Source organism: Constantimarinum furrinae, from assembly GCF_014295415.1.
GTDB lineage: Bacteria > Bacteroidota > Bacteroidia > Flavobacteriales > Flavobacteriaceae > Constantimarinum > Constantimarinum furrinae.
Genome location: NZ_CP052909.1, coordinates 1,458,827 through 1,482,266, shown reverse-complemented (window position 1 = coordinate 1,482,266; position 23,440 = coordinate 1,458,827). Strand labels below are relative to the sequence as shown.

Below are 23,440 nucleotides of genomic sequence, written 5' to 3'. Positions count from 1 at the left end.
ATCGTTGATAACTTATAATAAATCCCCACTTCTGTGGTTTATTAAATACGTCGCGTTTTTTACATTTATCGCTAGAATTTTTCCGACTATGAAACAATACCATGACCTCCTAAAACACGTCCTCGAACATGGCGTTGAAAAACACGACCGCACCGGTACCGGCACAAAAAGTGTGTTCGGATATCAGATGCGCTTCGACCTAAGCGAAGGATTTCCGATGGTTACTACCAAAAAGCTACATTTAAAGTCCATTATTTATGAATTGCTTTGGTTTCTGAAAGGAGATACAAACATTCAATACCTTCAGGAAAACGGAGTGCGTATCTGGAATGAGTGGGCCGATGAGAACGGAGATCTTGGACCGGTATACGGTCACCAATGGAGGAACTGGAACAGCGAGGAGATCGATCAAATTAAGGAAGTTATTGAGACCTTAAAGCACAACCCCGATAGTCGAAGAATGTTGGTGAGCGCGTGGAATCCAAGCGTTTTGCCCGATACCTCTAAGCCCTTTTCGGAAAATGTAGCGAATGGAAAAGCCGCACTTCCTCCGTGTCACGCATTTTTTCAATTTTACGTTGCCAATGGAAAATTATCTTGTCAGTTATATCAACGAAGTGCAGACATATTTTTAGGAGTCCCCTTTAATATTGCCTCTTACGCGTTGTTTACGATGATGATGGCACAGGTTTGCGGTTATCAACCCGGAGATTTTGTTCACACCTTTGGTGATGCTCATATCTATAGCAATCATATGGAGCAAGTGGAGCTGCAATTATCTCGTGATCCACGTCCTTTACCAAAAATGTTGCTAAATCCATCTGTAAAAGATATATTTGGCTTCAATTTTGATGACTTTAGTCTTACAAACTATGACCCGCATCCGCATATTAAAGGAGCGGTTGCCGTTTAAAAAAATAATCCTACCTATGAAAAACACCATTTTTGTCCTAACACTTATATTTAGCACCACCATGTTTGCCCAGCAAGAGTGGGGAGACGTACAAAAAAATACGGTGACTTTAAAAGAGATCGCACCAGTTTGGCCAGGTTGTGAAAAAGGGAGTGCCACACAACGGGACAATTGTTTCAACACAAAATTAGCCACACATATTGCAAAGAATTTTAAATACCCTGCGGCCGAATATAAGAACAATGTTCAGGGTCGGGTTATCGTAGATTTTGTGATCAATGAAAAAGGAATGGTGGAAGTAAAGAATGTAAGTGGTGGTACTGCAGCACTTCAGGAGGAAGCCAAAAGAAATATCATGGCCATACCTAAAATGGCAAAACCCGGAATGTTAGGAGGAAAACCCAGAGCCATAAAATACTCTGTTCCTTTCACTTTTAAAACCGGAAAATGATAATGCGATCATTGTTTGTAGTTTGTCTGATCTTATCATCGACCATTGGATTCGCACAAAGCGATTCGAACACCAAAACAGGAGCCGATGTTCCATTCGCGACCATAGAGAAAGTTCCTGTATATCCCGGCTGTGAAGGAAGCACGAATAATGAACTTAAAACATGTATGTCTCAAAAGATCAGTGCGTTTGTGGCTGAGAATTTCAACCTAAATTTAGCAGATTCCCTGAATCTGAATAAAGGAAGGCATCGTATAGCCGTACAATTTAAAATAGACAATCAGGGTTTCGTAAAAGATATAAGAGCCCGAGCTCCACATCCTGTGCTCGAAGAAGAATCCATACGAGTAGTATCGGCTTTACCAAAAATGGAAGCCGGTGAGCAGCGAGGAGAAAAAGTAAATGTTCTCTATGCGCTTCCTATTATTTTTGAAGTTGAAGGTCCTAAAAGACCAAATAAGCAAAAGCGCACTAAGGGAAACTAGGCTTTAACATTCCCTAAACATCTTCCCGAAATTTAATTTTTATCTTTAAAGTGTCCAACCAAGAGCGGTTTGACACTTTTTTTATGATCAAAACCGAGAACATCGTAACCTTTTTTCTGGAAACCAGACAATACACTGAAACTATTTGTAAGCCTCTGGAGATTGAAGATTATGTAGTGCAACCCATAGTAGACGTTTCCCCTCCTAAATGGCATCTTGGTCACACTTCGTGGTTTTTTGAAGAATTCATTTTAAAACCTTACAAGCCTAATTATCGTTTGTTTGACGATGATTTTGCATTTGTTTTTAACAGTTATTACGAAAATGTAGGAAAAAGAGTTGTTCGTAATGATCGAGGAAATCTTTCACGACCGGGGGTCGCAAAGGTTTATGATTATCGTCATTATGTGACCAACGAGATGAAAGAGTTCCTTCAATCTGAAATTTCATCGGAAATAGAAGAAATACTCCTCATTGGAATACATCATGAAAAACAACATCAGGAATTATTGATCACCGATATAAAATATATTCTAGGAAATAACCCGTTACTTCCAAAATATAACGATTCATTTCAGGAAAATCCCGTTCAGGATGTTAAGCAAAAATGGATCGAAATGAATGAGGGGATATATGAAATTGGCCATAGTGATCCCGAAACGTTTTGCTACGACAATGAGCTGGGTAGACATAAAGTGTATCTGCATGAATATAGGATATCCAATAAGCTGGTTACGAATGATGAGTTCATTGAATTTATAGATTCGGGCGGTTACAAGGATTTCAATTATTGGCACGCAGAAGGGTGGGATTGGATTCAGCAAAATAATATTCACCAACCCATGTATTGGCATAAAATTGAAAACCAATGGTATCAGTATACAGCTCAAGGCCTTCAGAAAATAACAAAAGAAGCCCCGGTAACCCATATATCCTACTTTGAAGCATTCGCATATTCACAATGGAAGAAGTGCAGACTGCCCACCGAATTTGAATGGGAGGCGGCTGAAGAAAATTTCAATTGGGGTAGCAGATGGGAATGGACAGAAAGTGCCTACCTACCCTATCCCGGTTATAAAAAAGATAAAGGTGCTTTGGGAGAATACAATGGAAAATTCATGGTCAATCAAAAAGTACTTCGTGGAGGATCTGTAGCCACTTCAACAAATCACACCAGACCTACCTATCGCAATTTCTTTCAAACAAATTTGCGCTGGCAATTTACCGGTATAAGGTTAGCTAAATAAAAACGACTACCTCGCTATGACCTCTCAAACTCCACCCATAATAGATTCAGCTTTCAGGCGTGATGTGCTAAATGGGCTTACGCATTATCCCAAATATCTCTATTCTAAATACATTTACGATGAAGCTGGGGACGCGCTCTTTCAACAGATCATGGAACTTCCGGAATATTATCTCACTAAGTGCGAATTCGAAATTCTCGCAACGCATACGGCAGAGATCGCGAATGCATTCAGAGGTAATGAAAATGGCTTTGACCTTATAGAGTTAGGTGCCGGCGATGGAAAAAAAACTAAAATCCTACTAAAATATCTCACGGAAAATAATTTCAATTTTGTTTATAAACCCATTGATATTAGTGAGAATGCCATAGACAAGCTAAGTAAGGCCTTGACTGAAGAAATACCGGAAGTACAGGTAGATGGAGAAAAAGGAGAATACTTCGAAGTTTTAGAACGATTACAAGGCTTTACCTCCAGAAAAAAAGTGATCATGGTGCTGGGTTCGAATATCGGAAACCTCTTGCACGACAGGGCCATTGAATTTCTGAGCAAATTAAATGATACCATGAGCGATGAGGATATGCTGTTTATGGGCTTCGATCAAAAAAAAGATCCACAACGAATTCTGGATGCCTATAACGATAAAACAGGGGTTACGGCTGCTTTCAACAAAAATTTATTGGTTAGGATCAATAAAGAGCTAGGCGCAAATTTCGATGTTTCAAAATTTAAACATTGGGAGCGTTATGACCCCGAAACCGGTACAGCAAAGAGTTTTCTGGTAGCTACAGAAGACCATGATATTTATATAGAGACATTAGACCTTAAGGTTCATTTCGATATTTGGGAAACTATCCATACCGAGATCTCGCAGAAATATGATGATAAGGTGGTGCAGTGGCTGGCAGAGGAATCGGGTTTGCGAATTGAGACTACCTTCGCCGATCCCAAGAATTATTATAAAGATTATTTATTTAGGAAAAAAAAGTAGTAATTTATAGCAAACTAAAGCCAATACTATGAAATACTTTGGGTTTTTATTTATTCTTCTGGGAATCGTAGCATGCGAAAATCCATTAACCGTACATAAAAATCTTCCCCCTAATAACGATTGGTCTGCTCGTGAAGCTACTATTCCTATGAAAGACAGCCTGGAAGAAGGCAGTACTTATTTACCGGTGTATTCAGAGATCTATCAACGAAATCAGAATTTTACCTTCGACCTAACTGCTACTGTCAGCATAAGAAACATTAGCTTAAATGATACCATTTATGTGAAATCGGCTAATTATTACAACACCCATGGCGAACTCATTAGAAAATATCTTACGACGCCTGTTTTTGTAAGGCCAATGGAAACCATAGAGATCGTGGTAAATGAAGATGATAAAGAGGGCGGAACAGGAGCAAATTTTGTGTTTGAATGGGCAATGAAGAAACAAGCACTGGAACCTTTCTTTGAAGCCGTAATGATATCGACCACGGGCCAACAAGGACTCTCCTTTACAACACGAGGGATTAGAAAAAAGTAGTGGTATTCAACACTCTTAAACCACGGATTTATCTTCATTTCTCAACACCAAATTCTTTAGCTAAAGATCAACTAACCGTTAAAGTAAGAATTGAGCTTTAGCATAAATGCAAATGGTTATACTTTGGGAGTGTTGCACTGGTCGATTAAGACCTGAGGGCATCAATTAACCTGTTCAAATCATCTGCTGTATTGTAAAAATGGAACCCTACTCGTATTCCGCCGGCACGTTGTGAACAGATGATCCTTCTCTCCCTTAATTTCTGAAAAACGACTTCCCCGGCATTTAAGTTGAAGATCGTAGAATGTTCCTTTCGATTCTGTACCGAAGTCTCAAGCAATCCCATTTCTGAAAATACTTCCTTTGCATTACGGATTAACTCCCCATTGGTTTCGGCAATATGTTTAACACCACACCCTTCCATCCACTCGAGCGAAAACTTCAGACTGCCGAAATTGAGCGTATCCTGATGACCCGGTTCAAAATATTTGATATAAGAGATCTCATCCCGTGAGTCGAAAATTCCATCGGCCGAATTAAATCCGATGCTTCTGGGAGTAATCCTTTGTTTAGCATCATCTTTTATGATCATAAAGGCATTGCCATAACCACTAATCAACCACTTATAGGTACTTGCAAGCATTACATCCAACGCACTTTCAGAGAAGTTAAACAGTTCGGTCCCCAGATACTGGGTTCCATCTGCAATGAGCAAGAGATTGGGGTGATAGGCCTTCAACTGATCTAAAAAAAGTGCATCTATCTTAATTCCGTTAAGATATTGTACCATGCTAAAAACAAATACATCGGGTTGATGGTGCATAACAGCTTGTTCAATATTTGCCTCAAGGTTTTGATCGATGGAAGCGTAGAAAATTTCAAAATCCCTATACTCCACGGCCCAGTTAATTGAAGGATAATCCTTATCGAGCAATAATATTCTGGATCCTTTAGGAAGGCCGTCTAAGAGCATATTTAAACCTAAAGTGAAATTTGGAATTAATGCTACATCCCCTTCAGAAGCATTAAAAAAGCGTCCCACAGTAGACTTTATCTCTTTGATATGCGTTTTATGAGCGTCCCTAAAAATACTTGCTTCTTCCAAAAGAGATCGGTCGTGCGTCGAACGCCATTCGTTGAGTGATTTTGAAATAAGTCCGCATGAGGGTGTGTTTAAGTAGGTATAGCGGGACAAAACAGGAAATTCTTTCCTTAATTCTTCCATAAGAGTGGATAAAACAGTGAAAATTCGGTAAATTTACGATAGCCATAAAAGTAACCAACTATGTTCTCAAAATCTAAAAAAACCGACAGAATTGATCCCGAACAACGCGAACAATACGAATACGCTCGTGGGCGAATTAAAGCCAAAAAAAGATTAATGCAGCACTTCATTGTGTTTTTGGCAGGTTCGGTTTTCCTCATTATACTTAATCCGGTACTGGGTATTGGGAATGACTTTTTTATTAAAGACTGGTTTGTCTGGGCTATACTTATCTGGGCATTTCTGTTCCTAATCCATATCTTCAATGTCTTTATTATGAATAAATTTATGGGTAAGGAATGGGAAGACAGGCAACTTGAAAAGCTGAAGCGCAAACAGGAGGTACGTATCGAGGAAATGAGCGAAAAAATGAAAGACGAGATTCAGTTACCCGAAAAAAAAACCGAAATCCACAACCCATTACCTCCGGACGTAGAATGATCACAATGATAGCCGCCGCCGGCGAAAATAACGAACTGGGAAAAGACAATGATCTCGTCTGGCATCTTCCGGACGATTTTAAACGGTTTAAACAACTTACTACCGGCCATTTTATTATCATGGGACGAAAGACCTTCGAATCCTTTCCCAAACCTTTACCTAACAGAACCCATGTTGTAATAACACGCAATTCCGACTATCAAAAAGAAGGTGCCATTATTGTACATAGTTTAGACGAAGCACTTCTCAAAGCTCACAGCGATGAACAACCCTTTATCATAGGCGGAGGAGAGATCTACAAACAGGGAATGGCGGTAGCCGATAAAATAGAATTGACCCGGGTACACGGCGGTTTTAAGGCAGACACTTATTTTCCTGAAATTCCCGTCGAGAAATGGGAACTTGTCTCTGAAGTGCATCACGAGCGAGATGACCGTCACAAATACTCATTTAGTTATCAGACCTGGATGAGAAAATAAAGTGAATATTCTTTCTCATGACCGAAGTACTTCAGCAGATCGCAACACAGCAAAATCTACAGCTTAATGAAGTTAAGCCGCTGCAAGGAGGTGATATTAATGATGTTTTTCTTCTGAAGTGTGCTGAAGGTGTTTTCGTTTTAAAACTGAATAGTGCTTCAAAATTTCCTGATATGTTTGTTGTTGAAGCCACCGGGCTGAAGCTTTTAGTCAATTCCGGAAGTTTCAGAATTCCTGAAGTGATCGCTCAAGGTCAATATAAAGACTATGCTTATCTTTTGCTGGAGTATATCCGACCCGGGATTCAGGATAACGATATTTGGTCAGATTTTGCTCAAAATCTGGCGCATTTACATCAAAATACTTCAGAAAGGTTTGGACTGGATCATTCCAATTATATTGGAAGTCTTCCGCAGCAAAATAACTATTCGAACACAGCCTCAGACTTTTATATCGCCGCGCGTTTGGATCCACAGTTTAAACTTGCTTTGGAAAAAGGGTTTGACTTAAAAGTTTCAGATCGATTTTTCAGGAATATTTCAGAAGAAATCCCTTCCGAAGCCCCGTCTCTTGTTCATGGTGATCTGTGGAACGGGAATTACCTCATTTCAGAAAAGAGCGAAGCGGTTTTAATAGACCCTGCTGTTGCCTATGCTCCCAGAGAAATGGATATCGGTATGATGCACCTGTTTGGTGGATTTCCGTCAGGCCTTTTTGAAGAATATCACACTATTTTTCCGCTTGAACCCCACTGGCGAGACCGACTTCCTGTTTGGCAACTGTATTATCTTTTAGTGCATTTAAATTTATTTGGTAGTGGATATTTGTCACAAGTAACTTCAATAGTTAGGCGCTATTCATAGAAATACCATATTTTTGTAAATGTAAACACCAACACATGAAAGCATATATATTTCCGGGCCAGGGAGCCCAATTTACAGGAATGGGAATGGATCTTTATGAGTCCTCAGCAAAAGCCAAAGATCTTTTTACTCATGCCAATGAAGTACTGGGTTTCGACATTACCAAGATCATGTTCGAAGGTACTGCCGATGAGTTAAAAGAAACCAATGTAACCCAACCGGCAATTTTTTTGCACTCCACAATTCTTGCAGAAGTGATGGGAAATTCCTTCGCTCCCGATATGGTTGCAGGACATTCTTTAGGAGAGATTTCTGCTTTAACTGCCAATAGAACCATTGCCTTTACCGATGGATTAAAGTTGGTGCATACCCGCGCTTTGGCCATGCAAAAAGCTTGTGAAATAGAGCCTTCCACTATGGCGGCAGTACTTGGATTGGAAGACCATATTGTAGAAGATATCTGTAAAAACACCGGAGGCGTTGTAGTGGCTGCAAATTATAATTGTCCGGGGCAGCTTGTAATTAGTGGTGATGTACGGGCGATAGATGCGGCCTGTGAAGCTTTAAAACAAGCAGGTGCAAGAAGAGCTTTGGTTTTACCCGTAGGTGGCGCATTTCATAGTCCGTTAATGGAACCGGCGCGAGAAGAATTAGCAGCAGCGATTGAGAATACACAATTTACTGAACCGGCCTGTCCAATTTATCAGAATGTAACGGCAACTGCAGTAACTAATCCTTCAGAAATAAGGAAAAATCTTATATCACAACTTACCGCTCCGGTAAAATGGACACAAAGTGTTCAGAATATGATCGCGAACGGCGCTACTCATTTTATAGAAGTAGGTCCGGGAAATGTACTGCAGGGTCTAGTTAAAAAAATTGACCGCGATGCAAATACCTCTAAAGCTGAGGTTTAATTACGGTAAATTAAGCGCTTATAGCACAATCATCGCAATCTTTCATTTCACCATAATAGGTTTCGCGATATTTATGCAAGGTCTTATAGGGAATGGAAAGAAAAGCCTTTTTAATATAGACCACCTTAGTGGTTAGCATCCCCATCTTTTGGGTAAACCTCTTTTCGTTCTTGGTTCTTCTTTTTACAGATATCAACTTCATGACTCAATTTTTTGGGGCACAAAGAAACAAAGGGTATGATCCACAGCCAAGTATAGACTGTTAAACCTTGGTTAAACCGTAGTTAATTCTTGTAGATCACGCCGTTTTTCATCACAAACACAACGTTTTCGAGGGTTTGTATATTCTGAATAGGGTCTTCGTCTACCGCAATAATATCGGCCAGAAAGCCTGCTGACAATTGTCCCAATTCGTTTTCGATCTGAAGCACCTTAGCATTTGTGATAGTTGCCGATTGGATTGCCGCCATAGGAGGCATTCCTGCTTCGACCATATAACCAAACTCTTTTCCGTTCTCTCCGTGGGGAAAAACCCCGGCATCGGTACCAAAAGCAATGTTTACTCCCTGTGTATACGCTTTTCCAAACATCTCCTGGATCTTGGGTCCTATTTCGAGAGCTTTGGGCACAATGATCGCCGGATAGAAATTTGGGATCTTGGCCTTTTCAGTCACATATTTTCCGGCAGTAATGGTAGGAACCAGATATGCATCGTATTGTTTCATTAAATTCATAGTCTCCAGACTCATCAACGTGCCATGTTCGATGGTTAGCACCCCGGCTCGAATTGCACGTTGCATTCCATCATCTCCATGGGCATGGGCTGCGACAAACATTCCATAATCCTTCGCCGTGTCTACAATTGCTTTGATCTCTTCTTCAGTAAATTGTGGATTCTTTCCGCTTTTTGCAACACTCAGTACTCCTCCCGTAGCTGTAATTTTGATCCAATCGGCACCATTCTTATATCGTTGCCTAACCGCTTTGCGCGCGTCGTCAATTCCGTTTACCACACCGTCCTTAGGTCCTGGATCACCCATGAGTTCCTTCTTCACTCCATTGGTTGGATCTGCATGGCCTCCGGTTGTGCCAAGCGCCTTTTCGGCTGTATATATTCTGGGACCAATAATTTTCCCGCGATTGATGGCATTCCGAAGGGAAACATTAACACCGCTACCTCCAAGATCTCGAACAGTGGTAAACCCAGCCATTAACGTGCGGTTTGCAATTTCGGCAGCGTTAAAAGCAACATCGGCATCATTTAATGTGAAGGGTTCCAAGTAGCGGTTGGGTCCGGTTTCCCCTTCCAGATGCACATGCATATCGATAAGCCCCGGTAGCACCGTTTTGCTTTTAAGATCGATGATCTGATAGCCTTCAGATTTCGGAAATGAAAATCCATCTTCGATGGCAATAATTTTATCTCCGGAAACTATGATGGTCTTATTGGTAAGTACTTCACCATTTTTAGTGTCTATAATCTTTCCACAATGCAAAAACAAGTCCTGGGAGTTAATGCCCAAGGATATCAAAAAACACAGAGCAATCAACAGCGACTTAAGGATATTTTTCATCTATATTGTATTTAAAGTATTAGAAGCGTTTGAACGTAAAAAAATTGAAATCACAACCCTCTTACATGTTGTTCCCATCGCCATGCCGATTCTAAAGCATCCTCGAGAGATCGTTCGGCCTTCCATCCTAAGATATCATTGGCCTTTCTTGTATGAGCATATACCGAAGCCACATCCCCCGGGCGTCGTTCTACAATGTTATAATTGAGAGATTTCCCTGTTATCTTCTCAAAGGCATGTACTACCTCGAGCACCGAAGTTCCTTTTCCTGTTCCCACATTAAAAACTTCCGAATTATCAGTATTTAGATCAGATAACAGGCGTTGCATGGCAACAACATGGGCCTTCGCTAGATCTACTACATGAATATAATCTCTAATGCAACTTCCGTCGGGTGTATCGTAATCATCTCCGAAAACTGAAAGCTGTTCCCGGATCCCTGCTGCGGTCTGTGTGATAAAAGGCACGAGATTTTGTGGTACCCCCAAAGGCAATTCTCCTATTAGGGCGGTTTCGTGGGCGCCTATAGGATTAAAATACCGAAGCGCAATGGATCGTAGATCGGATACAGAGCACGCATCTGAAATGATCTCTTCACTAATTTGTTTGGTATTCCCATAGGGCGACATAGCCTCTTTTACCGGTGCGTTTTCCGTTATGGGCAGCGTATCGGGCTCTCCATAAACCGTACAGGAAGAACTGAAAATAAAGTTATGTATACCTCTTACATTACATTCCTGAAGCAAAAAAATTAAGGTGTTAAGATTGTTTTCGTAGTAAAGCAATGGATTCTCTACACTTTCACCGACTGCCTTACTGGCCGCAAAATGAATAACTCCATCGATATCACTATGCTCTTTAAAGTAAGAAATCACATCCTGTTTTATTCGAAGATCAAGACGTTCAAATTGTGGTGCGATCTTAGTAATTTCTGTGATACCCTCGAGAACATTAATACTGGAATTGGAAAGATTGTCTATAATTAGAACTTCAAACCCAGATTGTTGCAATTCAACTACGGTATGAGAGCCTATATAGCCTAATCCTCCGGTAACTAAAATTTTCTTCATTATCTATTGACAAAATTTATCACGGTTTGTGTGATGAATTCAATTTGTTCGTCGTCCAATTCTGTATGCATTGGCAATGAAATCACTTCCTTTACCAATTGATTGGTAACTTTAAAATCGGCTTCGTTGTAGCGTTCATCGGCATACGCTTTTTGCAGATGCAAGGGAATTGGGTAGTACACACCACAGGGAATACCATTCTCGTTAAGATGTTTCACTAAGGCATCTCTATCGGCATTTAATATTCGCAGCGTATATTGATGAAATACATGACAGTCGCAATTATCACAGATCGACCCCTCCGAATCACAGGCACCTGTAGGTGTAATAATATTAGGGTTTCCTTTTAACTTTTCAGAATATTTCCGAGCCGCGTTTCTTCTGGCTTCGTTATAACTGTCTAGATGGGGTAATTTAGCCCGAAGAATCGCTGCCTGTATAGAATCCAATCTGGAGTTAACACCTACAACATCGTGATGATACCTTTCATACATCCCGTGATTTACCACCCCACGAATAATGTGAGCAAGATCATCATCATTGGTGAAAATTGCTCCTCCATCACCGTAACAACCTAAATTTTTCGAAGGAAAAAAGGAAGTAGAAGCTACATGGCCAATAGTTCCTGCTTTCGCCTTTTGCATATTTTTATTGGTGTAGGTACCGCCTATAGCCTGAGCATTATCTTCAATTACATATAAATCGTGCTCTTTTGCAATTTCTATGATCTCATCCATATTTGCCGATAATCCAAAGAGGTGTACCGGTACGATCGCTTTTGTGTTTGGAGTGATCGCCCTTCTTATGGCTTCAACATCGATATTAAAGGTAACGGGGTCTACATCCACCAACACTGGAGTAAGACCCAAAAGTGCAATCACTTCCACTGTGGCTGCAAAGGTAAAATCGGCAGTGATCACTTCATCGCCCGGCTTTAATCCAAGTCCCATCATCGCAATTTGAAGCGCATCGGTACCGTTTGCACATGGAATAACATGCTTTACTCCCAAATAATCTTCAAGTTCTTTTTGAAATTGATGAACCTCGGGGCCATTAATATAAGCGGTGGATTCGATCACATCGAGTACAGAAGTATCTACCTGTGATTTTATATGTTCATACTGACCTTTAAGGTCAACCATCTGTATCTTTTTCATATTCGTATTGGCGGATAAATGTTATGAATAGCTTGAGGTAAAACTACGAAAATTGAAAACGGCAAGCAATGTAATTTAACAAAGAAGCGTATTTTAGCAGTTAAGTTGATCTTCATGCTAATATTATACAATTTTTTAACCCGAATTACTTACTTCCTTTTGTGGATCGCGCAGTGGTTCAGTAAAAAATTAAGACTCTTTGTCCAAGGGCGTAAAACAATCTTTGAAACCCTTCAGAATAAAATTTCAGAAACCGACAAGACCATCTGGTTTCACTGTGCTTCCTTGGGAGAATACGAACAAGGTTTACCCATCATGGAAGCAGTTAAAAAAGAGTACCCTGATTATTTATTAGTCCTTACCTTCTTTTCACCTTCAGGGTATGAGATCAAAAAGAATACAAATGTCGCAGATGTGGTAACTTATTTACCCATGGATTCCATGACCAGTGCCAGAAAATTTATCCGGTTGGTACACCCATCTCTGGTCTTTTTTGTGAAATACGAGTTCTGGCCTAATTTTTTGTTTTGTTTACAAAGAGAGAAGATACCCGTATTATTGGTTTCTGGCTTGTTCAGAAAGGAGCAAATGTTCTTTAAACCACTTGGAGGTTTTATGCGGAAGGCCTTAAGAACTTTTACGCATTTATTCGTTCAGGATAAAGCTTCTAAAGAATTGCTTGAGAGTATTGGGATACATAATGTTACTGTGAGTGGTGATACGCGCTTCGACAGAGTCTCACAACAAATAGAGCGGGATAATACGCTAGGATTTATTGAAGAATTTAAGCAGGATAATTTATGCGTGGTATGCGGAAGTACCTGGCCAGAAGATGAAGCCATATTATTGGAGTATATAAATGCTGCTCCGGCAAATGTAAAATTTATTCTCGCACCACATAAGATCGAAATCGGAAAAATTGAAAATTTTAAAAAACGGCTGAAGAAGCCGGCAGTGCTTTATTCTGAAATGGATGATAAGACGCTCTTAGAATATCCTATCCTTATTATAGACACCATAGGCTTATTGAGTAAAATATACAATTATGCCGATATTGCCTATGTGGGAGGCGCTATGGGCACTTCAGGACTACACAATATTCTTGAGCCCTCTACTTTTGGGGTGCCGGTCATAATTGGAAAAAATTATGAAAAGTTTCCTGAAGCGATCAGACTTCAGCAATTGGCCGGATTGTTTTCTGTATCAGACGCAGAAGAATGTAATAAAGTCTTTACCAAGTTGATCGAAGACCGAAAATTCAGATCAAAAACAGCAATGATAACCGAGCATTTTGTGAACAGTAATATCGGTGCAACAGAGAAAACGATGGATTATGTTAAAAAATTGGAGAAAATGAGCTAATTGTTAAAATTATTAGTAAAACTTTACCATTTGCCAAATGTTAAAATCTGTAGATTTGTCTTTACATTTAACAATAAACCACAACATTATGAAAAGATTTTTTATTACTGCAACCCTTGTGATTGCTACTGTTTCTTTTACCTCTTGTAGGGAAACCGAAACCAAAGAGGTCGTCAAAGAAGTAAAAGTTGAGACCGAAACAACAACCGAAGAAGCTGAAGGTATTCTGGAAAGAGCTGCCAAAGAGGTCGACAAAGAGGTGAATGAAGAAATTAATGAAGAAATCGATAAAATTGGTAACGACGATTAAATAACATTAAAAAAAGAACTGTCATGAAAAAAATAGTTTTAAGCTTAGCGATGATTCTTACATTTAGCACAGCATTTGTGTCATGTAGGGATACTAAAAAAACCGACGACGTTGAAGACGTTGCAGACGATATAGAGGATGCAATGGATGATGCCGAAGACGCTGTGGAAGATGCTGTAGATGACGATGCTTCAGACCCTGTGGAAAATACCATCCAAGAAGGAGTTAATGAAGCCCAAGAAAACACCGGTTTAGGTGGTGAAGACGACGCCTAATCCACATTAATAAATCTAATCACAAATAACGTACATTATGAAAAAAGTAGCGATTGTGTTCTTATCAGTACTCTTCCTAAGTGTATCATTTACATCATGTAGAGATACTAATAAAGAAGCAGACGAAGAGATGACTCAAGAAGAGGCCATCATTAAAGAAATGAAGGAAGATGGAGCCGATATAAAGGTGAAAACCGATGACGATGAGACCAAGATTAAAATGGAAACAGAGAATAAGGAAGTAAAAATTAAAACTGAAGATGGCGAATCGAAAATGAAGGTGAAAACCGAAAACGACGACGCCTAATTATTACCATTAATATCATGAAAAACGACCTCAAACGGGGTCGTTTTTTTATGTATTTAAGTTATTAATCTGACCTTTAAGTTCTTCCATGGACTCTTGAAGCTGCCGTAGCAACGTACTATCTGAAGGCTCGTCAATGCCAAAACTTAGCTTGCTGTTTACCATCCACAATTCCTGAATATCTGTGATTGGAACATCTATCGGTAAATAACTGGGGTTTAGAGATTGTAATCTTACTTTGTCCGGAGATCCTAAGATTTTCTGAAGCTTTTTAACCAACACCGAATCTTTAAGCACAACAATATAGATCCTGCTGTCACTGGCCTCTGAAATACTCGCAACAGCTTTTCCCAACACCCATTCATTAGGTCGAATATTAGGCAACATACTATCTCCTTCCACCTGAAATCCGCGATAGGTTGCATTTCGATATTGGGGTAATGGAATATTGAATGCCGGTAGAGACTGGTACCAATCAACATCCTGAATATTATGAGGATATCCCGCAGCTGCCTTTTGATTCACCAAAAGTATAGTGTCCTTATCATTTGAATCGATGCTGATAACTTTCGGACTTACATCTCCCCCATTTAGATCGACGTACTGAACAAAACTATTCCCATAAAGCCATAAGGGGTTGATGTTAAAAAGCTGCAACAATTTCATTACAACTTTTCCGGGTACCTTTGTTTTACCTCTTTCGATGTCGGCAGTACTGGCACCTATTTCAAGTAATTTTGCGAAAGATTGTTGGGTGTGATCAAGCTCTTCCCGTACCTTTTTGAATCTTCTCGCTTCCACAGATAATTTTGAGTCCATACTCAAAGTTAAGAAATATTGGAAATATTCCTAAATAAATTTAATTATTTATTCAAAAACATGGATTTATTCCATATTTTTGGCATATTTCCAAATTTATAGGCTATGAATTACGAAAGAATTAAAGAAAAATTAGACATCCTGGCCGATGCTGCTAAATATGATGTTTCCTGTTCCTCAAGCGGCAGTACTCGTACAAATAAAAATAAAGGATTGGGCAATAGCTCAAGCTCTGGGATATGCCACACGTATACTGAAGACGGCCGCTGCGTATCCTTATTGAAAATACTCTTGACCAATCACTGCATATTCAATTGCGCCTATTGCGTCACAAGGAAAAGTAATGATATTAAACGCGCCGCTTTTAAAGTGCAGGAGGTAGTAGATCTTACCATTGCATTTTATCGGCGAAATTACATTGAAGGCTTGTTTCTAAGCAGTGGAATTTTTAAGAATCCTGATTATACTATGGAGCGATTGATAGGTGTTGCAAAGAAATTGAGACTGGAAGAAAATTTTAATGGTTATATCCATTTAAAATCTATTCCCGGCGCAAGTGATGAACTTATGAGAGAGGCAGGATTGTACGCGGACAGATTGAGTGTTAATATTGAAATTCCTACTGAAAAGGGCTTAAAACTTTTAGCCCCCGATAAAGACAGGAAAGATTTTATTATGCCCATGAATAAAGTGAAAAACGAAATAATTCAATATAAGAATGACAAGAGAAAATTTAAAAATACCCCGCTATACGCGCCGGCAGGTCAAAGTACCCAAATGATTATCGGAGCAGGGGGTGAAACAGACGCAGAAATTATGTACAGTTCGGCATATTTTTACAAACAATTTAATTTGAAACGTGTCTATTATTCGGGCTATATTCCTATAAGCTATGATGAGAGGTTACCGGCCATTGGGACCGAAGTCCCCTTGTTAAGAGAAAATCGGTTGTATCAAACCGATTGGCTTTTAAGATTTTATGGCTTTGATATTCGCGAACTCCTTACTCCTGAGCATCCAAACCTTGATTCCGATATCGACCCTAAGTTAAGTTGGGCACTACGGCACTTAGATTTATTTCCCTTAGATATAAACAAAGCTGACAAATTCATGCTTGCCAGAATTCCTGGTGTGGGTTTAAAATCGGTAAATAAGATAATTCAGGCTCGCCGATTCAGAAGGTTAAATTGGGATCATCTGAAAGCACTAGGTATAGCATCCAACAGAGCCAAATATTTTATTCTTTGCAATTCGGGTGAATATGAATCGAAGGATCGCACGGCGGCTCAGATAAAGGGGCTAATACTTCAAAATTCCACTAGTAAATTCAGGAAAACATTCGACCAACAGCTCAACCTCTTTAACTCCATCAACTAAGTGAGATGACTACAATTTTAATGTATGATGGTTCCTTTAACGGGTTCTTATCAGCTGTATTCATAAAGTATGAATATAAAATGCAGCAAGTGCGCATTCGCAAGGCTGCTTTCACGTCCAAAAATCTTTTCGATAGCATTGAAGAAGTGATAACGAATGATAAAAAAGCCGAACGAGTGTGGCTTAAGCTGAAACAGAAATGTTCAAGTAAAGGTTTAAGCTTTCTCTATAAGGCCTATCTATCTGAAATTATCGGAGGAGAAGATCTTATGCTAAAATTTATAGAAATAGCACTACAGTCGGAGAAGTGTATCGCATCAGATTACAGTTCCCCGGTGGTTCTAAAATTATCTCAAATTGCAAAAAAGATTCATCGCGAAAAACATCGAATGGAAGCCTTCGTACGTTTTAAACAAACTAAAGACAATATCTATTTTGCTACAATTTCTCCCGATTACAATGTACTTCCTTTAATTTGCTCTCATTTTGAAAAGCGATATGCCGATCAAAAATGGATAATTTATGATGAGAAGCGCAACTATGGTCTTTATTATAACGGAAATCATGTAATCATAGTGAAGATTGATTTTAAAAAGGATGCCCTTTCCTCCCAAAACAAAGCTCTTTTTTACACTAGGGACGAAAGTGACTTCCAAGTTTTGTGGAAAAGTTATTTTAAAATGACCAATATAGTTTCTAGGAAGAATACGAAACTTCACCTTCAACATGTACCTAAAAGGTATTGGAAATACCTAACTGAAAAGGAATTGTATTAAAAATATTTTTACCTTTAAGGATTGTTAAACTATAAACTACCTTACTTATGAAGAAAATATTTATAATTTTTGCTGCTATTTGCATGGTGTTTGCCTTCTATTCGTGTAGAGAAACTACAGGAGAAAAGGCCGAAGAAGCCATTGAAGCTGCTGCTGAAGACACAGAAAATAACCTGAAAAAAGCCGGTGAGGCCATAGAGGAGGCTGCTGAAGAAACGGGAGAGGCGCTTGAAAAAGCAGGAGAAGAAATTCAGGAAGAAATTGATGGAACCGATGAAATGACAGGAGAAGATGATGCATAAAAATTTTAAGGGATAGGTAATATCCCTGATAATTTTCATATTTTTATCCCTTAATAATCACTAATCACAACTATTATGAAAAAACTAGTCTTATCATTTGCATCATTATGCTTAGTACTATCAATCTACTCTTGTAGAGAAACTAAAGAGGAAAAAGTAGAAGTTGAAGTAGAAGAAATGGCAGATGACACCGGAGACGCTATTGAAGATGCGGTTGACGATGCGGGTGACGCTATCGAGGACGCAGCCAATGACGTGGAAGATGAAATTGAAGGTAACGACGATAATTAATTGCTGTTACATGATAAAAAAACCCTGCAATGCAGGGTTTTTTTATACAATATCGCGAAATAGTGAGTTTTACAAATTATTCAATGATGCTCTAATTCTTTACCTTGCCACAGTTAATTCCCTATGATTATCATAAGAAAACTAATCGAAAATTTTAAAAGTCTAAGCGGTTCAAAGCTACTTTTGTACGTGATCATCTATTTTCTATGGGGACTGGGAATGAATTTTTTTGGTCAGTATGCCGAAATCGCAAAATTTACACATTGGTGGCAAATAATAACCTGCTACATTCTTTATATGGTTCCGGTTTCTGTTCTATTGCGAGACTATTCATTCTTTAATCAATACTGTTACGGCCTTCTCGCCATGGGATTGCTCGAATTTGCCGGATATGCTTTAAAGACTTCCTACGTTTACCCCGACAATATACTGGTTCAATATTTTGGTGAATATACATTCGCTCTGGTTATGACCCTGTTCTTCGCATTGTATTTTCCACTGGGTAACAAATTGATCGACTTTTTACATAAGTACCTCTTTCAGAAAAAATAAAAAAGATTACATTTGAAGGGTTTTCTTACAGATTCATATTGAACGGTACGAATATTAAATTGTAAATAACTATTTGATAAGTAGTTATTCTATGAAGTAAGAATTTTCTTAATAATAAGTAGATTACTTTTTTTAAACCTTTAATACTTATTATTATGAAAAAACTAATGTTTATTTTAGCTGTGCTTGCATTTATGGCAAGCTGTACTCCAGAATCACTGGTATCTAATGACCAACAAATCGACAAGAACAAGTACGAGATTCCCCCAAACGGGTAGGAAACTGAATATCGTTAAAGGGGTGTTGCTCTCAATAGTATTGATCGCAACACCTTTTTTATTCTACCTCTATAAATATGCTCCGGCAGATTCCAACGAATGGCATACTTTTCTGGGAACTGTAGAATCCGGAGGGTTTAACAATGTTCAAATCTATGTTCATGCCGCCATCACCAAACTTACATTTGTATTGCTCACCGGGATATGGTTCTTAACTTCAAAGAACTGGTGGAAATACGCAATTCTCGTCCCGTTTACTATGTTCCTATTCCAGTTTTCGGGGGTTATAAATTACAAGATCCAATATATAGATGAATTCGACTTCTGGTACTCACTACCTATAGTGCTTCCTATACTACTGTTTTTAGTCTATATCTCTATCATGATCAGCAAAAAGTCCGATGGCAGTGATGACCTTAAGAAAGATGTAGACGACGAGATCAAAAAGATTTGGAGCGATGATTTGTAAAAACTCTCTTTCCAATTTTATGAGGTGCCTACAGCAACTGAAAACTAAATAATTATGAATCCTGAAGTCGATTGGTTCTTTGAAAAAGATACGCCTTGGCAACATGAATATCAACTGCTTCGATCCATTATTTTGGATTGCGGACTTACCGAAACTTTAAAGTGGGGTGTTCCTTGCTACACATTTCAAAATAGTAACATTGTACTAATTCACGGATTTAAGGCATATTGTGCACTCTTGTTTGTTAAGGGCGCATTATTAAAAGACGGCAACAAAATTCTGGTGCAACAAACAAAAAACGTTCAATCTGCCCGTCAGTTGCGATTTACTAATTCAAAGGAAATCAAAAAATTGGAGGCGGTTATTAGATCCTACATCTATGAAGCTATAGAAGTCGAAAAAGCAGGATTGGAAGTGGCCTATAAAAAAACATCAGAATTTGAAATCCCTGTCGAATTTCAAACGAAATTAGAAGAGATTCCTGACTTAAAAAATGCATTTGAAGCGTTAACTCCGGGACGTAAACGAGGATATCTGCTTTATTTTTCAGGGGCTAAACAATCAAAAACACGAACCTCCAGGGTTGAAAAATATATGGAACATATTCTGAACGGTAAGGGGCTGAATGATCGTTAAATTGTTCTCGTTCAGAATACCTGCCGGCATCTTATTATTCAGATAATCTTGGAAAACCTAATATAGGTAACTGGATCAAATAGTTTAGAGCAAGCTTCCGAATTTAATCTAACGGGAATTGCCTGCGGCGAGTCCCAAATCAACAGCGTCAAAGTAAAAACCAATTCATTTCATGAATCGCCTTTTTTGTTTAAAAAAATATCTTGAAGCAAGCTTCCGAATTTAATCTAACGGGAATTGCCTGCGGCGAGTCCCAAATCAACAGCGTCAAAATAAAAACCAATTCATTTCATGAATCGCCTTTTTTGTTTAAAAAAATATCTTGAAGCAAGCTTCCGAATTTTTTTAAACAAAAAAACCAAGCCTTTCGGCTTGGTTTTTACTCATCTGTACTGAAGACGGGACTTGAACCCGTACGGACATTTCTGTCCACTGGATTTTAAGTCCAGCGTGTCTACCAATTCCACCACTTCAGCAGGGTAACACTTAGAGCGAAAAACGGGATTCGAACCCGCGACCTCCACCTTGGCAAGGTGGCGCTCTACCAACTGAGCTATTTTCGCAGATTTATTAAGAACGTGGCTTTATCGCTAAAGCGGACGCAAATTTAAAATTTTTAAAGCAAAAGCAAAGATATTTTTACTAAAATATTTCTGTGAATAAACGCACTATTTTTTCAGCTTTACAGAAGCATTTCGTTGTAGCATCCTTTTAATTTCATTTAGCTTCATTAACGCCTCCACCGGAGTAAGCGTATCGATATCGATATCCAAAATCTCTTCTCTAAGCTCCTCCAGCAATGGGTCATCCAGCTTAAAGAAACTCAATTGCATCTCATCTTTTGAAATTGCCCTCATCTCGTCGGTAAGTTCTTCCGAAGAATGTGATTTTTCCAACCGACCTAAGATCTTGTTAGCCCGCTGTAACACGGCTTGCGGCATTCCGGCCATCTTTGCTACATGAATCCCGAAACTGTGCTGAGACCCGCCGGGTACAAGTTTCCGCAGAAATAAAACCGTGTCTTTTAATTCCTTTACCGAAACATTGTAATTTTTAATCCTGGAAAAAGTCTCGGTCATTTCATTCAATTCGTGATAATGAGTAGCAAATAAGGTCTTGGCTCTGGAAGGATGCTCGTGTACATATTCACTAATTGCCCAAGCAATACTTATCCCGTCATACGTGCTGGTCCCTCTCCCTATTTCATCGAGCAATACCAGGCTGCGTTCCGAAATATTATTCAATATACTCGCCGTTTCGTTCATTTCCACCATAAAGGTCGATTCACCCATCGAAATATTGTCACTAGCACCCACTCTGGTAAATATCTTATCCACACATCCCATTCTCACGGCTTTAGCAGGGACAAAACTTCCCATCTGTGCCAACAGCACAATGAGTGCTGTTTGCCGTAAAATAGCCGATTTACCACTCATATTGGGCCCTGTGATCATGATGATCTGCTGGTTTTCCCTATCGAGAAAGACATCGTTGGCAATATAAGGGGCATCAGGAGGTAACTGCCGCTCTATTACCGGGTGTCGACCCTCCTTAATATCGAGATCGAAGCTCTCATCGAGCAACGGACGGGTATAATTTGCGGTTTGAGCCAGTATGGCATAAGATCCCAGGCAATCCAGTTGAGCAACAGCCGAGGCTGTTTGCTGCACTTCGCCAATATATTGAAGCATCCAGGATACCAAAGATGCAAACAATTCCTGTTCCAAAGTGCTTATCTTTTCTTCTGCGCCAAGAATTTTCGCTTCGTATTCTTTAAGCTCTTCGGTAATGTAGCGTTCGGCGCTGACCAAAGTCTGCTTGCGCGTCCATTCGGGTGGCACTTTATCCTTATGTGTGTTTCTTACCTCAATGTAGTAACCAAATACATTGTTGGAACCAATTTTTAGTGATGTAATTCCGGTACGCGCTGCTTCCCTTTGAAGCATATTATCAAGGTATTCCTTTCCGCCTGAAGAAATACTTCGCAATTCATCTAATTCGGTATTGAAGCCGGTAGCAATGGCATTACCCTTTACAATATTTACAGGAGAGACTTCGTTGAGGGTTTTCTTTATTTTATTCCGAAGCTCCTCACAATCTGATAATTGCTCTCCCAAACGTTGCAGTGACTTATTCTTACTGTGTAGTGCCTGTGCTTTTACAGGTACAATGGCTTCAAGTGAATTTTTTAACTGAACGACCTCTCTAGGATTGATCCTGGCTGTAGCTACCTTGGAGATTAATCGCTCTAAATCACCTATTTTCTTTATTTGAAGACGCATACGCTCTAATCCAGCCAAATCCTCTAGAAAATGACTTACCACTTCATGGCGGCTAACGATCTTCTCTGCATTCTTTAATGGCAATGCCATCCAACGTTTGAGCAATCTTCCGCCCATTGGGGAGATGGTCTTGTCGATAACATCTAACAAGGTCACGGCATTTTGCTGATGAGAATGGTACAATTCCAGATTTCTTATCGTAAACCGATCCATCCAGACATACTCATCTTCGGCAATTCGTGAAATTCTGGCGATATGCTTCAACTGTGTATGCCGTGTTTCCCCTAAATAGTGCAAGGCAGCACCCGCGGCAATAACGCCCTCTTCCAGGTGATCTACTCCAAACCCTTTTAAAGTATTGGTGTTAAAATGCTTTTGAAGTAATTCATTGGCATAATCTGGCTGAAAAACCCAATCTTCAAGATAAAACACATGGAAGTTGTCCCCAAACGTTTTTGTAAATTGATTTCTCTTTTGTTTACTGAACAGTACTTCGCTAGGATTAAAATTTTGAAGCAATTTGTCTATATATTCAGGCGAGCCTTGTGAGGTTAGATACTCGCCCGTAGAAACATCCAGAAAGGATACTCCCAAATTCTTTTCGCCAAAATGAACACTGGCCAGAAAGTTATTCGATTTTGAAGATAATATATCATCGTTAAGTGCCACGCCCGGAGTTACCAATTCGGTGACACCTCGCTTAACTATGGTCTTTGTTTGTTTAGGATCCTCCAACTGGTCGCAAATGGCTACTCTGCACCCTGCCATAACAAGTTTTGGTAAATAGGTATTTAAACTGTGATGCGGAAAGCCGGCCAGTTCCACATGGTCTCCTCCATTGTTTCGTGCCGTAAGTGTAATGTTAAGAATGGCTGCGGCGCGTACTGCATCTTCTCCGAAAGTCTCATAAAAATCCCCCACCCTGAACAACAACAAAGCATCGGGATACTTCGTTTTTATCGTATTGTATTGCTTCATTAATGGAGTTACCTTCTTCGCCATGATCCATGT

The 23,440-nt window shown here is 39.4% G+C and carries 28 protein-coding genes and 2 tRNA genes; 21 read left to right on the top strand and 9 right to left on the bottom strand.

What is annotated here, in order from left to right:
• Positions 1 to 88 precede the first annotated feature (88 nt).
• From ALE3EI_RS06755 to ALE3EI_RS06730, 6 genes are all read left to right on the top strand, one after another.
• Positions 89 to 913 carry a thymidylate synthase gene (locus ALE3EI_RS06755; RefSeq protein WP_186992196.1) on the top strand — a complete coding sequence of 275 codons (825 nt, stop codon included), beginning with the start codon at positions 89 to 91 and terminating at the stop codon, positions 911 to 913.
• A gap of 16 nt (positions 914 to 929) precedes the next feature.
• Positions 930 to 1,364, top strand: coding sequence for an energy transducer TonB (locus tag ALE3EI_RS06750; RefSeq protein ID WP_186992194.1), 435 nt, complete (start codon positions 930 to 932; stop codon positions 1,362 to 1,364).
• Positions 1,365 to 1,366: 2 nt separating this feature from the next.
• Entirely contained in the window at positions 1,367 to 1,849 is a 483-nt protein-coding gene (locus tag ALE3EI_RS06745) for an energy transducer TonB (protein WP_233280013.1), read from the top strand.
• Between the two features lie 83 nt (positions 1,850 to 1,932).
• On the top strand, positions 1,933 to 3,096 hold the full coding sequence (egtB, locus tag ALE3EI_RS06740; protein WP_186992190.1) for an ergothioneine biosynthesis protein EgtB: 1,164 nt from the start codon (positions 1,933 to 1,935) through the stop codon (positions 3,094 to 3,096).
• 16 nt (positions 3,097 to 3,112) lie between these two features.
• The gene (locus tag ALE3EI_RS06735; RefSeq protein WP_186992188.1) at positions 3,113 to 4,087 is read left to right on the top strand and encodes an L-histidine N(alpha)-methyltransferase; all 975 of its coding nucleotides are present in this window, start codon (positions 3,113 to 3,115) and stop codon (positions 4,085 to 4,087) included.
• A gap of 28 nt (positions 4,088 to 4,115) precedes the next feature.
• A complete protein-coding gene (locus tag ALE3EI_RS06730) occupies positions 4,116 to 4,628 on the top strand; it encodes a DUF3124 domain-containing protein (RefSeq protein WP_186992186.1) in 513 nt (170 codons plus the stop codon).
• Positions 4,629 to 4,773: 145 nt separating this feature from the next.
• On the opposite strand, the gene ALE3EI_RS06725 is transcribed toward ALE3EI_RS06730, so the two are convergent.
• Positions 4,774 to 5,853 carry an aminotransferase class V-fold PLP-dependent enzyme gene (locus ALE3EI_RS06725; RefSeq protein WP_186992184.1) on the bottom strand — a complete coding sequence of 360 codons (1,080 nt, stop codon included), beginning with the start codon at positions 5,851 to 5,853 and terminating at the stop codon, positions 4,774 to 4,776.
• Positions 5,854 to 5,913: 60 nt separating this feature from the next.
• Here ALE3EI_RS06725 and ALE3EI_RS06720 point away from each other — a divergent pair, with 60 nt between their 5' ends.
• The 4 genes from ALE3EI_RS06720 to fabD are packed head-to-tail and all read left to right on the top strand — an operon-like array spanning position 5,914 to position 8,592.
• Positions 5,914 to 6,333, top strand: coding sequence for a 2TM domain-containing protein (locus ALE3EI_RS06720; RefSeq protein ID WP_186992182.1), 420 nt, complete (start codon positions 5,914 to 5,916; stop codon positions 6,331 to 6,333).
• Positions 6,330 to 6,812: a dihydrofolate reductase gene (locus ALE3EI_RS06715; RefSeq protein WP_186992180.1), complete on the top strand. Its 483-nt coding sequence runs from the start codon at positions 6,330 to 6,332 to the stop codon at positions 6,810 to 6,812. Before ALE3EI_RS06720 ends, ALE3EI_RS06715 begins: the two co-directional genes overlap by 4 nt.
• A gap of 17 nt (positions 6,813 to 6,829) precedes the next feature.
• Positions 6,830 to 7,675, top strand: a complete 846-nt coding sequence (locus tag ALE3EI_RS06710) for a fructosamine kinase family protein (RefSeq protein ID WP_186992178.1) — start codon at positions 6,830 to 6,832, stop codon at positions 7,673 to 7,675.
• A 35-nt stretch (positions 7,676 to 7,710) separates the two neighbouring features.
• Entirely contained in the window at positions 7,711 to 8,592 is an 882-nt protein-coding gene (gene fabD, locus ALE3EI_RS06705) for an ACP S-malonyltransferase (protein ID WP_186992176.1), read from the top strand.
• Between the two features lie 10 nt (positions 8,593 to 8,602).
• On the opposite strand, the gene ALE3EI_RS06700 is transcribed toward fabD, so the two are convergent.
• From ALE3EI_RS06700 to ALE3EI_RS06685, 4 genes are all read right to left on the bottom strand, one after another.
• Positions 8,603 to 8,794, bottom strand: a complete 192-nt coding sequence (locus ALE3EI_RS06700) for a hypothetical protein (protein ID WP_186992174.1) — start codon at positions 8,792 to 8,794, stop codon at positions 8,603 to 8,605.
• 82 nt (positions 8,795 to 8,876) lie between these two features.
• The gene (locus ALE3EI_RS06695) at positions 8,877 to 10,166 is read right to left on the bottom strand and encodes a metal-dependent hydrolase family protein (RefSeq protein WP_186992173.1); all 1,290 of its coding nucleotides are present in this window, start codon (positions 10,164 to 10,166) and stop codon (positions 8,877 to 8,879) included.
• Between the two features lie 50 nt (positions 10,167 to 10,216).
• Positions 10,217 to 11,236 carry a UDP-glucose 4-epimerase GalE gene (gene galE / locus ALE3EI_RS06690; protein ID WP_186992171.1) on the bottom strand — a complete coding sequence of 340 codons (1,020 nt, stop codon included), beginning with the start codon at positions 11,234 to 11,236 and terminating at the stop codon, positions 10,217 to 10,219.
• Positions 11,236 to 12,393 (bottom strand): DegT/DnrJ/EryC1/StrS family aminotransferase, encoded by a 1,158-nt coding sequence (locus ALE3EI_RS06685; RefSeq protein WP_186992169.1) that lies wholly within the window; start codon positions 12,391 to 12,393, stop codon positions 11,236 to 11,238. Before ALE3EI_RS06685 ends, galE begins: the two co-directional genes overlap by 1 nt.
• A gap of 114 nt (positions 12,394 to 12,507) precedes the next feature.
• On the opposite strand from ALE3EI_RS06685, the gene ALE3EI_RS06680 reads away from it, so the two are divergent.
• The 4 genes from ALE3EI_RS06680 to ALE3EI_RS06665 all read left to right on the top strand — a co-directional run bounded on the left by ALE3EI_RS06680 (position 12,508) and on the right by ALE3EI_RS06665 (position 14,647).
• Positions 12,508 to 13,755 carry a 3-deoxy-D-manno-octulosonic acid transferase gene (locus ALE3EI_RS06680; protein WP_186992167.1) on the top strand — a complete coding sequence of 416 codons (1,248 nt, stop codon included), beginning with the start codon at positions 12,508 to 12,510 and terminating at the stop codon, positions 13,753 to 13,755.
• A gap of 88 nt (positions 13,756 to 13,843) precedes the next feature.
• A complete protein-coding gene (locus ALE3EI_RS06675) occupies positions 13,844 to 14,065 on the top strand; it encodes a hypothetical protein (protein WP_186992165.1) in 222 nt (73 codons plus the stop codon).
• Between the two features lie 23 nt (positions 14,066 to 14,088).
• Positions 14,089 to 14,340: a hypothetical protein gene (locus tag ALE3EI_RS06670; RefSeq protein ID WP_186992163.1), complete on the top strand. Its 252-nt coding sequence runs from the start codon at positions 14,089 to 14,091 to the stop codon at positions 14,338 to 14,340.
• Positions 14,341 to 14,377: 37 nt separating this feature from the next.
• Entirely contained in the window at positions 14,378 to 14,647 is a 270-nt protein-coding gene (locus ALE3EI_RS06665) for a hypothetical protein (protein ID WP_186992161.1), read from the top strand.
• 48 nt (positions 14,648 to 14,695) lie between these two features.
• On the opposite strand, the gene ALE3EI_RS06660 is transcribed toward ALE3EI_RS06665, so the two are convergent.
• Positions 14,696 to 15,466, bottom strand: a complete 771-nt coding sequence (locus ALE3EI_RS06660) for a LexA family transcriptional regulator (RefSeq protein ID WP_186992159.1) — start codon at positions 15,464 to 15,466, stop codon at positions 14,696 to 14,698.
• A gap of 105 nt (positions 15,467 to 15,571) precedes the next feature.
• Between ALE3EI_RS06660 and ALE3EI_RS06655 the strand changes: the two genes are divergently transcribed.
• The 7 genes from ALE3EI_RS06655 (at position 15,572) to ALE3EI_RS06625 (ending at position 20,147) form a co-directional block, all read left to right on the top strand.
• Positions 15,572 to 16,843, top strand: a complete 1,272-nt coding sequence (locus tag ALE3EI_RS06655) for a putative DNA modification/repair radical SAM protein (protein ID WP_186992158.1) — start codon at positions 15,572 to 15,574, stop codon at positions 16,841 to 16,843.
• Between the two features lie 5 nt (positions 16,844 to 16,848).
• Positions 16,849 to 17,619 carry a TIGR03915 family putative DNA repair protein gene (locus ALE3EI_RS06650; protein WP_186992157.1) on the top strand — a complete coding sequence of 257 codons (771 nt, stop codon included), beginning with the start codon at positions 16,849 to 16,851 and terminating at the stop codon, positions 17,617 to 17,619.
• 47 nt (positions 17,620 to 17,666) lie between these two features.
• Positions 17,667 to 17,921: a hypothetical protein gene (locus ALE3EI_RS06645; RefSeq protein WP_186992156.1), complete on the top strand. Its 255-nt coding sequence runs from the start codon at positions 17,667 to 17,669 to the stop codon at positions 17,919 to 17,921.
• Positions 17,922 to 17,996: 75 nt separating this feature from the next.
• Positions 17,997 to 18,212, top strand: coding sequence for a hypothetical protein (locus ALE3EI_RS06640; RefSeq protein ID WP_186992155.1), 216 nt, complete (start codon positions 17,997 to 17,999; stop codon positions 18,210 to 18,212).
• 123 nt (positions 18,213 to 18,335) lie between these two features.
• On the top strand, positions 18,336 to 18,764 hold the full coding sequence (locus ALE3EI_RS06635; RefSeq protein ID WP_186992154.1) for a hypothetical protein: 429 nt from the start codon (positions 18,336 to 18,338) through the stop codon (positions 18,762 to 18,764).
• A gap of 228 nt (positions 18,765 to 18,992) precedes the next feature.
• Positions 18,993 to 19,511, top strand: coding sequence for a hypothetical protein (locus tag ALE3EI_RS06630; protein ID WP_186992153.1), 519 nt, complete (start codon positions 18,993 to 18,995; stop codon positions 19,509 to 19,511).
• A gap of 54 nt (positions 19,512 to 19,565) precedes the next feature.
• Complete coding sequence (locus tag ALE3EI_RS06625; RefSeq protein ID WP_186992152.1) at positions 19,566 to 20,147, top strand: YdeI/OmpD-associated family protein; 582 nt, start codon at positions 19,566 to 19,568, stop codon at positions 20,145 to 20,147.
• 390 nt (positions 20,148 to 20,537) lie between these two features.
• On the opposite strand, the gene ALE3EI_RS06620 is transcribed toward ALE3EI_RS06625, so the two are convergent.
• The 3 genes from ALE3EI_RS06620 to mutS all read right to left on the bottom strand — a co-directional run bounded on the left by ALE3EI_RS06620 (position 20,538) and on the right by mutS (position 23,431).
• Positions 20,538 to 20,623: transfer RNA gene (locus ALE3EI_RS06620), tRNA-Leu, on the bottom strand.
• Between the two features lie 14 nt (positions 20,624 to 20,637).
• A tRNA-Gly gene (locus ALE3EI_RS06615) sits at positions 20,638 to 20,710 on the bottom strand.
• Positions 20,711 to 20,815: 105 nt separating this feature from the next.
• Positions 20,816 to 23,431 carry a DNA mismatch repair protein MutS gene (mutS, locus tag ALE3EI_RS06610; RefSeq protein ID WP_186992151.1) on the bottom strand — a complete coding sequence of 872 codons (2,616 nt, stop codon included), beginning with the start codon at positions 23,429 to 23,431 and terminating at the stop codon, positions 20,816 to 20,818.
• Between the last annotated feature and the right edge of the window lie 9 nt (positions 23,432 to 23,440).

Excerpts from the sequence above, each read along its gene's own strand:
- ALE3EI_RS06625 (WP_186992152.1), top strand. The coding sequence starts at position 19,566 with ATGAATCCTGAAGTCGATTGGTTCTTTGAAAAAGATACGCCTTGGCAA.
- ALE3EI_RS06695 (WP_186992173.1), bottom strand. The coding sequence starts at position 10,166 with ATGAAAAATATCCTTAAGTCGCTGTTGATTGCTCTGTGTTTTTTGATA.
- ALE3EI_RS06685 (WP_186992169.1), bottom strand. The coding sequence starts at position 12,393 with ATGAAAAAGATACAGATGGTTGACCTTAAAGGTCAGTATGAACATATA.
- galE (WP_186992171.1), bottom strand. The coding sequence starts at position 11,236 with ATGAAGAAAATTTTAGTTACCGGAGGATTAGGCTATATAGGCTCTCAT.
- ALE3EI_RS06715 (WP_186992180.1), top strand. The coding sequence starts at position 6,330 with ATGATCACAATGATAGCCGCCGCCGGCGAAAATAACGAACTGGGAAAA.
- ALE3EI_RS06660 (WP_186992159.1), bottom strand. The coding sequence starts at position 15,466 with ATGGACTCAAAATTATCTGTGGAAGCGAGAAGATTCAAAAAGGTACGG.
- ALE3EI_RS06710 (WP_186992178.1), top strand. The coding sequence starts at position 6,830 with ATGACCGAAGTACTTCAGCAGATCGCAACACAGCAAAATCTACAGCTT.
- ALE3EI_RS06700 (WP_186992174.1), bottom strand. The coding sequence starts at position 8,794 with ATGAAGTTGATATCTGTAAAAAGAAGAACCAAGAACGAAAAGAGGTTT.
- ALE3EI_RS06650 (WP_186992157.1), top strand. The coding sequence starts at position 16,849 with ATGACTACAATTTTAATGTATGATGGTTCCTTTAACGGGTTCTTATCA.
- ALE3EI_RS06670 (WP_186992163.1), top strand. The coding sequence starts at position 14,089 with ATGAAAAAAATAGTTTTAAGCTTAGCGATGATTCTTACATTTAGCACA.
- fabD (WP_186992176.1), top strand. The coding sequence starts at position 7,711 with ATGAAAGCATATATATTTCCGGGCCAGGGAGCCCAATTTACAGGAATG.
- ALE3EI_RS06720 (WP_186992182.1), top strand. The coding sequence starts at position 5,914 with ATGTTCTCAAAATCTAAAAAAACCGACAGAATTGATCCCGAACAACGC.
- mutS (WP_186992151.1), bottom strand. The coding sequence starts at position 23,431 with ATGGCGAAGAAGGTAACTCCATTAATGAAGCAATACAATACGATAAAA.
- ALE3EI_RS06750 (WP_186992194.1), top strand. The coding sequence starts at position 930 with ATGAAAAACACCATTTTTGTCCTAACACTTATATTTAGCACCACCATG.
- ALE3EI_RS06630 (WP_186992153.1), top strand. The coding sequence starts at position 18,993 with ATGACCAACAAATCGACAAGAACAAGTACGAGATTCCCCCAAACGGGT.
- ALE3EI_RS06640 (WP_186992155.1), top strand. The coding sequence starts at position 17,997 with ATGAAAAAACTAGTCTTATCATTTGCATCATTATGCTTAGTACTATCA.
- ALE3EI_RS06725 (WP_186992184.1), bottom strand. The coding sequence starts at position 5,853 with ATGGAAGAATTAAGGAAAGAATTTCCTGTTTTGTCCCGCTATACCTAC.
- ALE3EI_RS06635 (WP_186992154.1), top strand. The coding sequence starts at position 18,336 with ATGATTATCATAAGAAAACTAATCGAAAATTTTAAAAGTCTAAGCGGT.
- ALE3EI_RS06735 (WP_186992188.1), top strand. The coding sequence starts at position 3,113 with ATGACCTCTCAAACTCCACCCATAATAGATTCAGCTTTCAGGCGTGAT.
- egtB (WP_186992190.1), top strand. The coding sequence starts at position 1,933 with ATGATCAAAACCGAGAACATCGTAACCTTTTTTCTGGAAACCAGACAA.
- ALE3EI_RS06665 (WP_186992161.1), top strand. The coding sequence starts at position 14,378 with ATGAAAAAAGTAGCGATTGTGTTCTTATCAGTACTCTTCCTAAGTGTA.
- ALE3EI_RS06680 (WP_186992167.1), top strand. The coding sequence starts at position 12,508 with ATGCTAATATTATACAATTTTTTAACCCGAATTACTTACTTCCTTTTG.
- ALE3EI_RS06675 (WP_186992165.1), top strand. The coding sequence starts at position 13,844 with ATGAAAAGATTTTTTATTACTGCAACCCTTGTGATTGCTACTGTTTCT.
- ALE3EI_RS06745 (WP_233280013.1), top strand. The coding sequence starts at position 1,367 with ATGCGATCATTGTTTGTAGTTTGTCTGATCTTATCATCGACCATTGGA.
- ALE3EI_RS06645 (WP_186992156.1), top strand. The coding sequence starts at position 17,667 with ATGAAGAAAATATTTATAATTTTTGCTGCTATTTGCATGGTGTTTGCC.
- ALE3EI_RS06730 (WP_186992186.1), top strand. The coding sequence starts at position 4,116 with ATGAAATACTTTGGGTTTTTATTTATTCTTCTGGGAATCGTAGCATGC.
- ALE3EI_RS06655 (WP_186992158.1), top strand. The coding sequence starts at position 15,572 with ATGAATTACGAAAGAATTAAAGAAAAATTAGACATCCTGGCCGATGCT.
- ALE3EI_RS06755 (WP_186992196.1), top strand. The coding sequence starts at position 89 with ATGAAACAATACCATGACCTCCTAAAACACGTCCTCGAACATGGCGTT.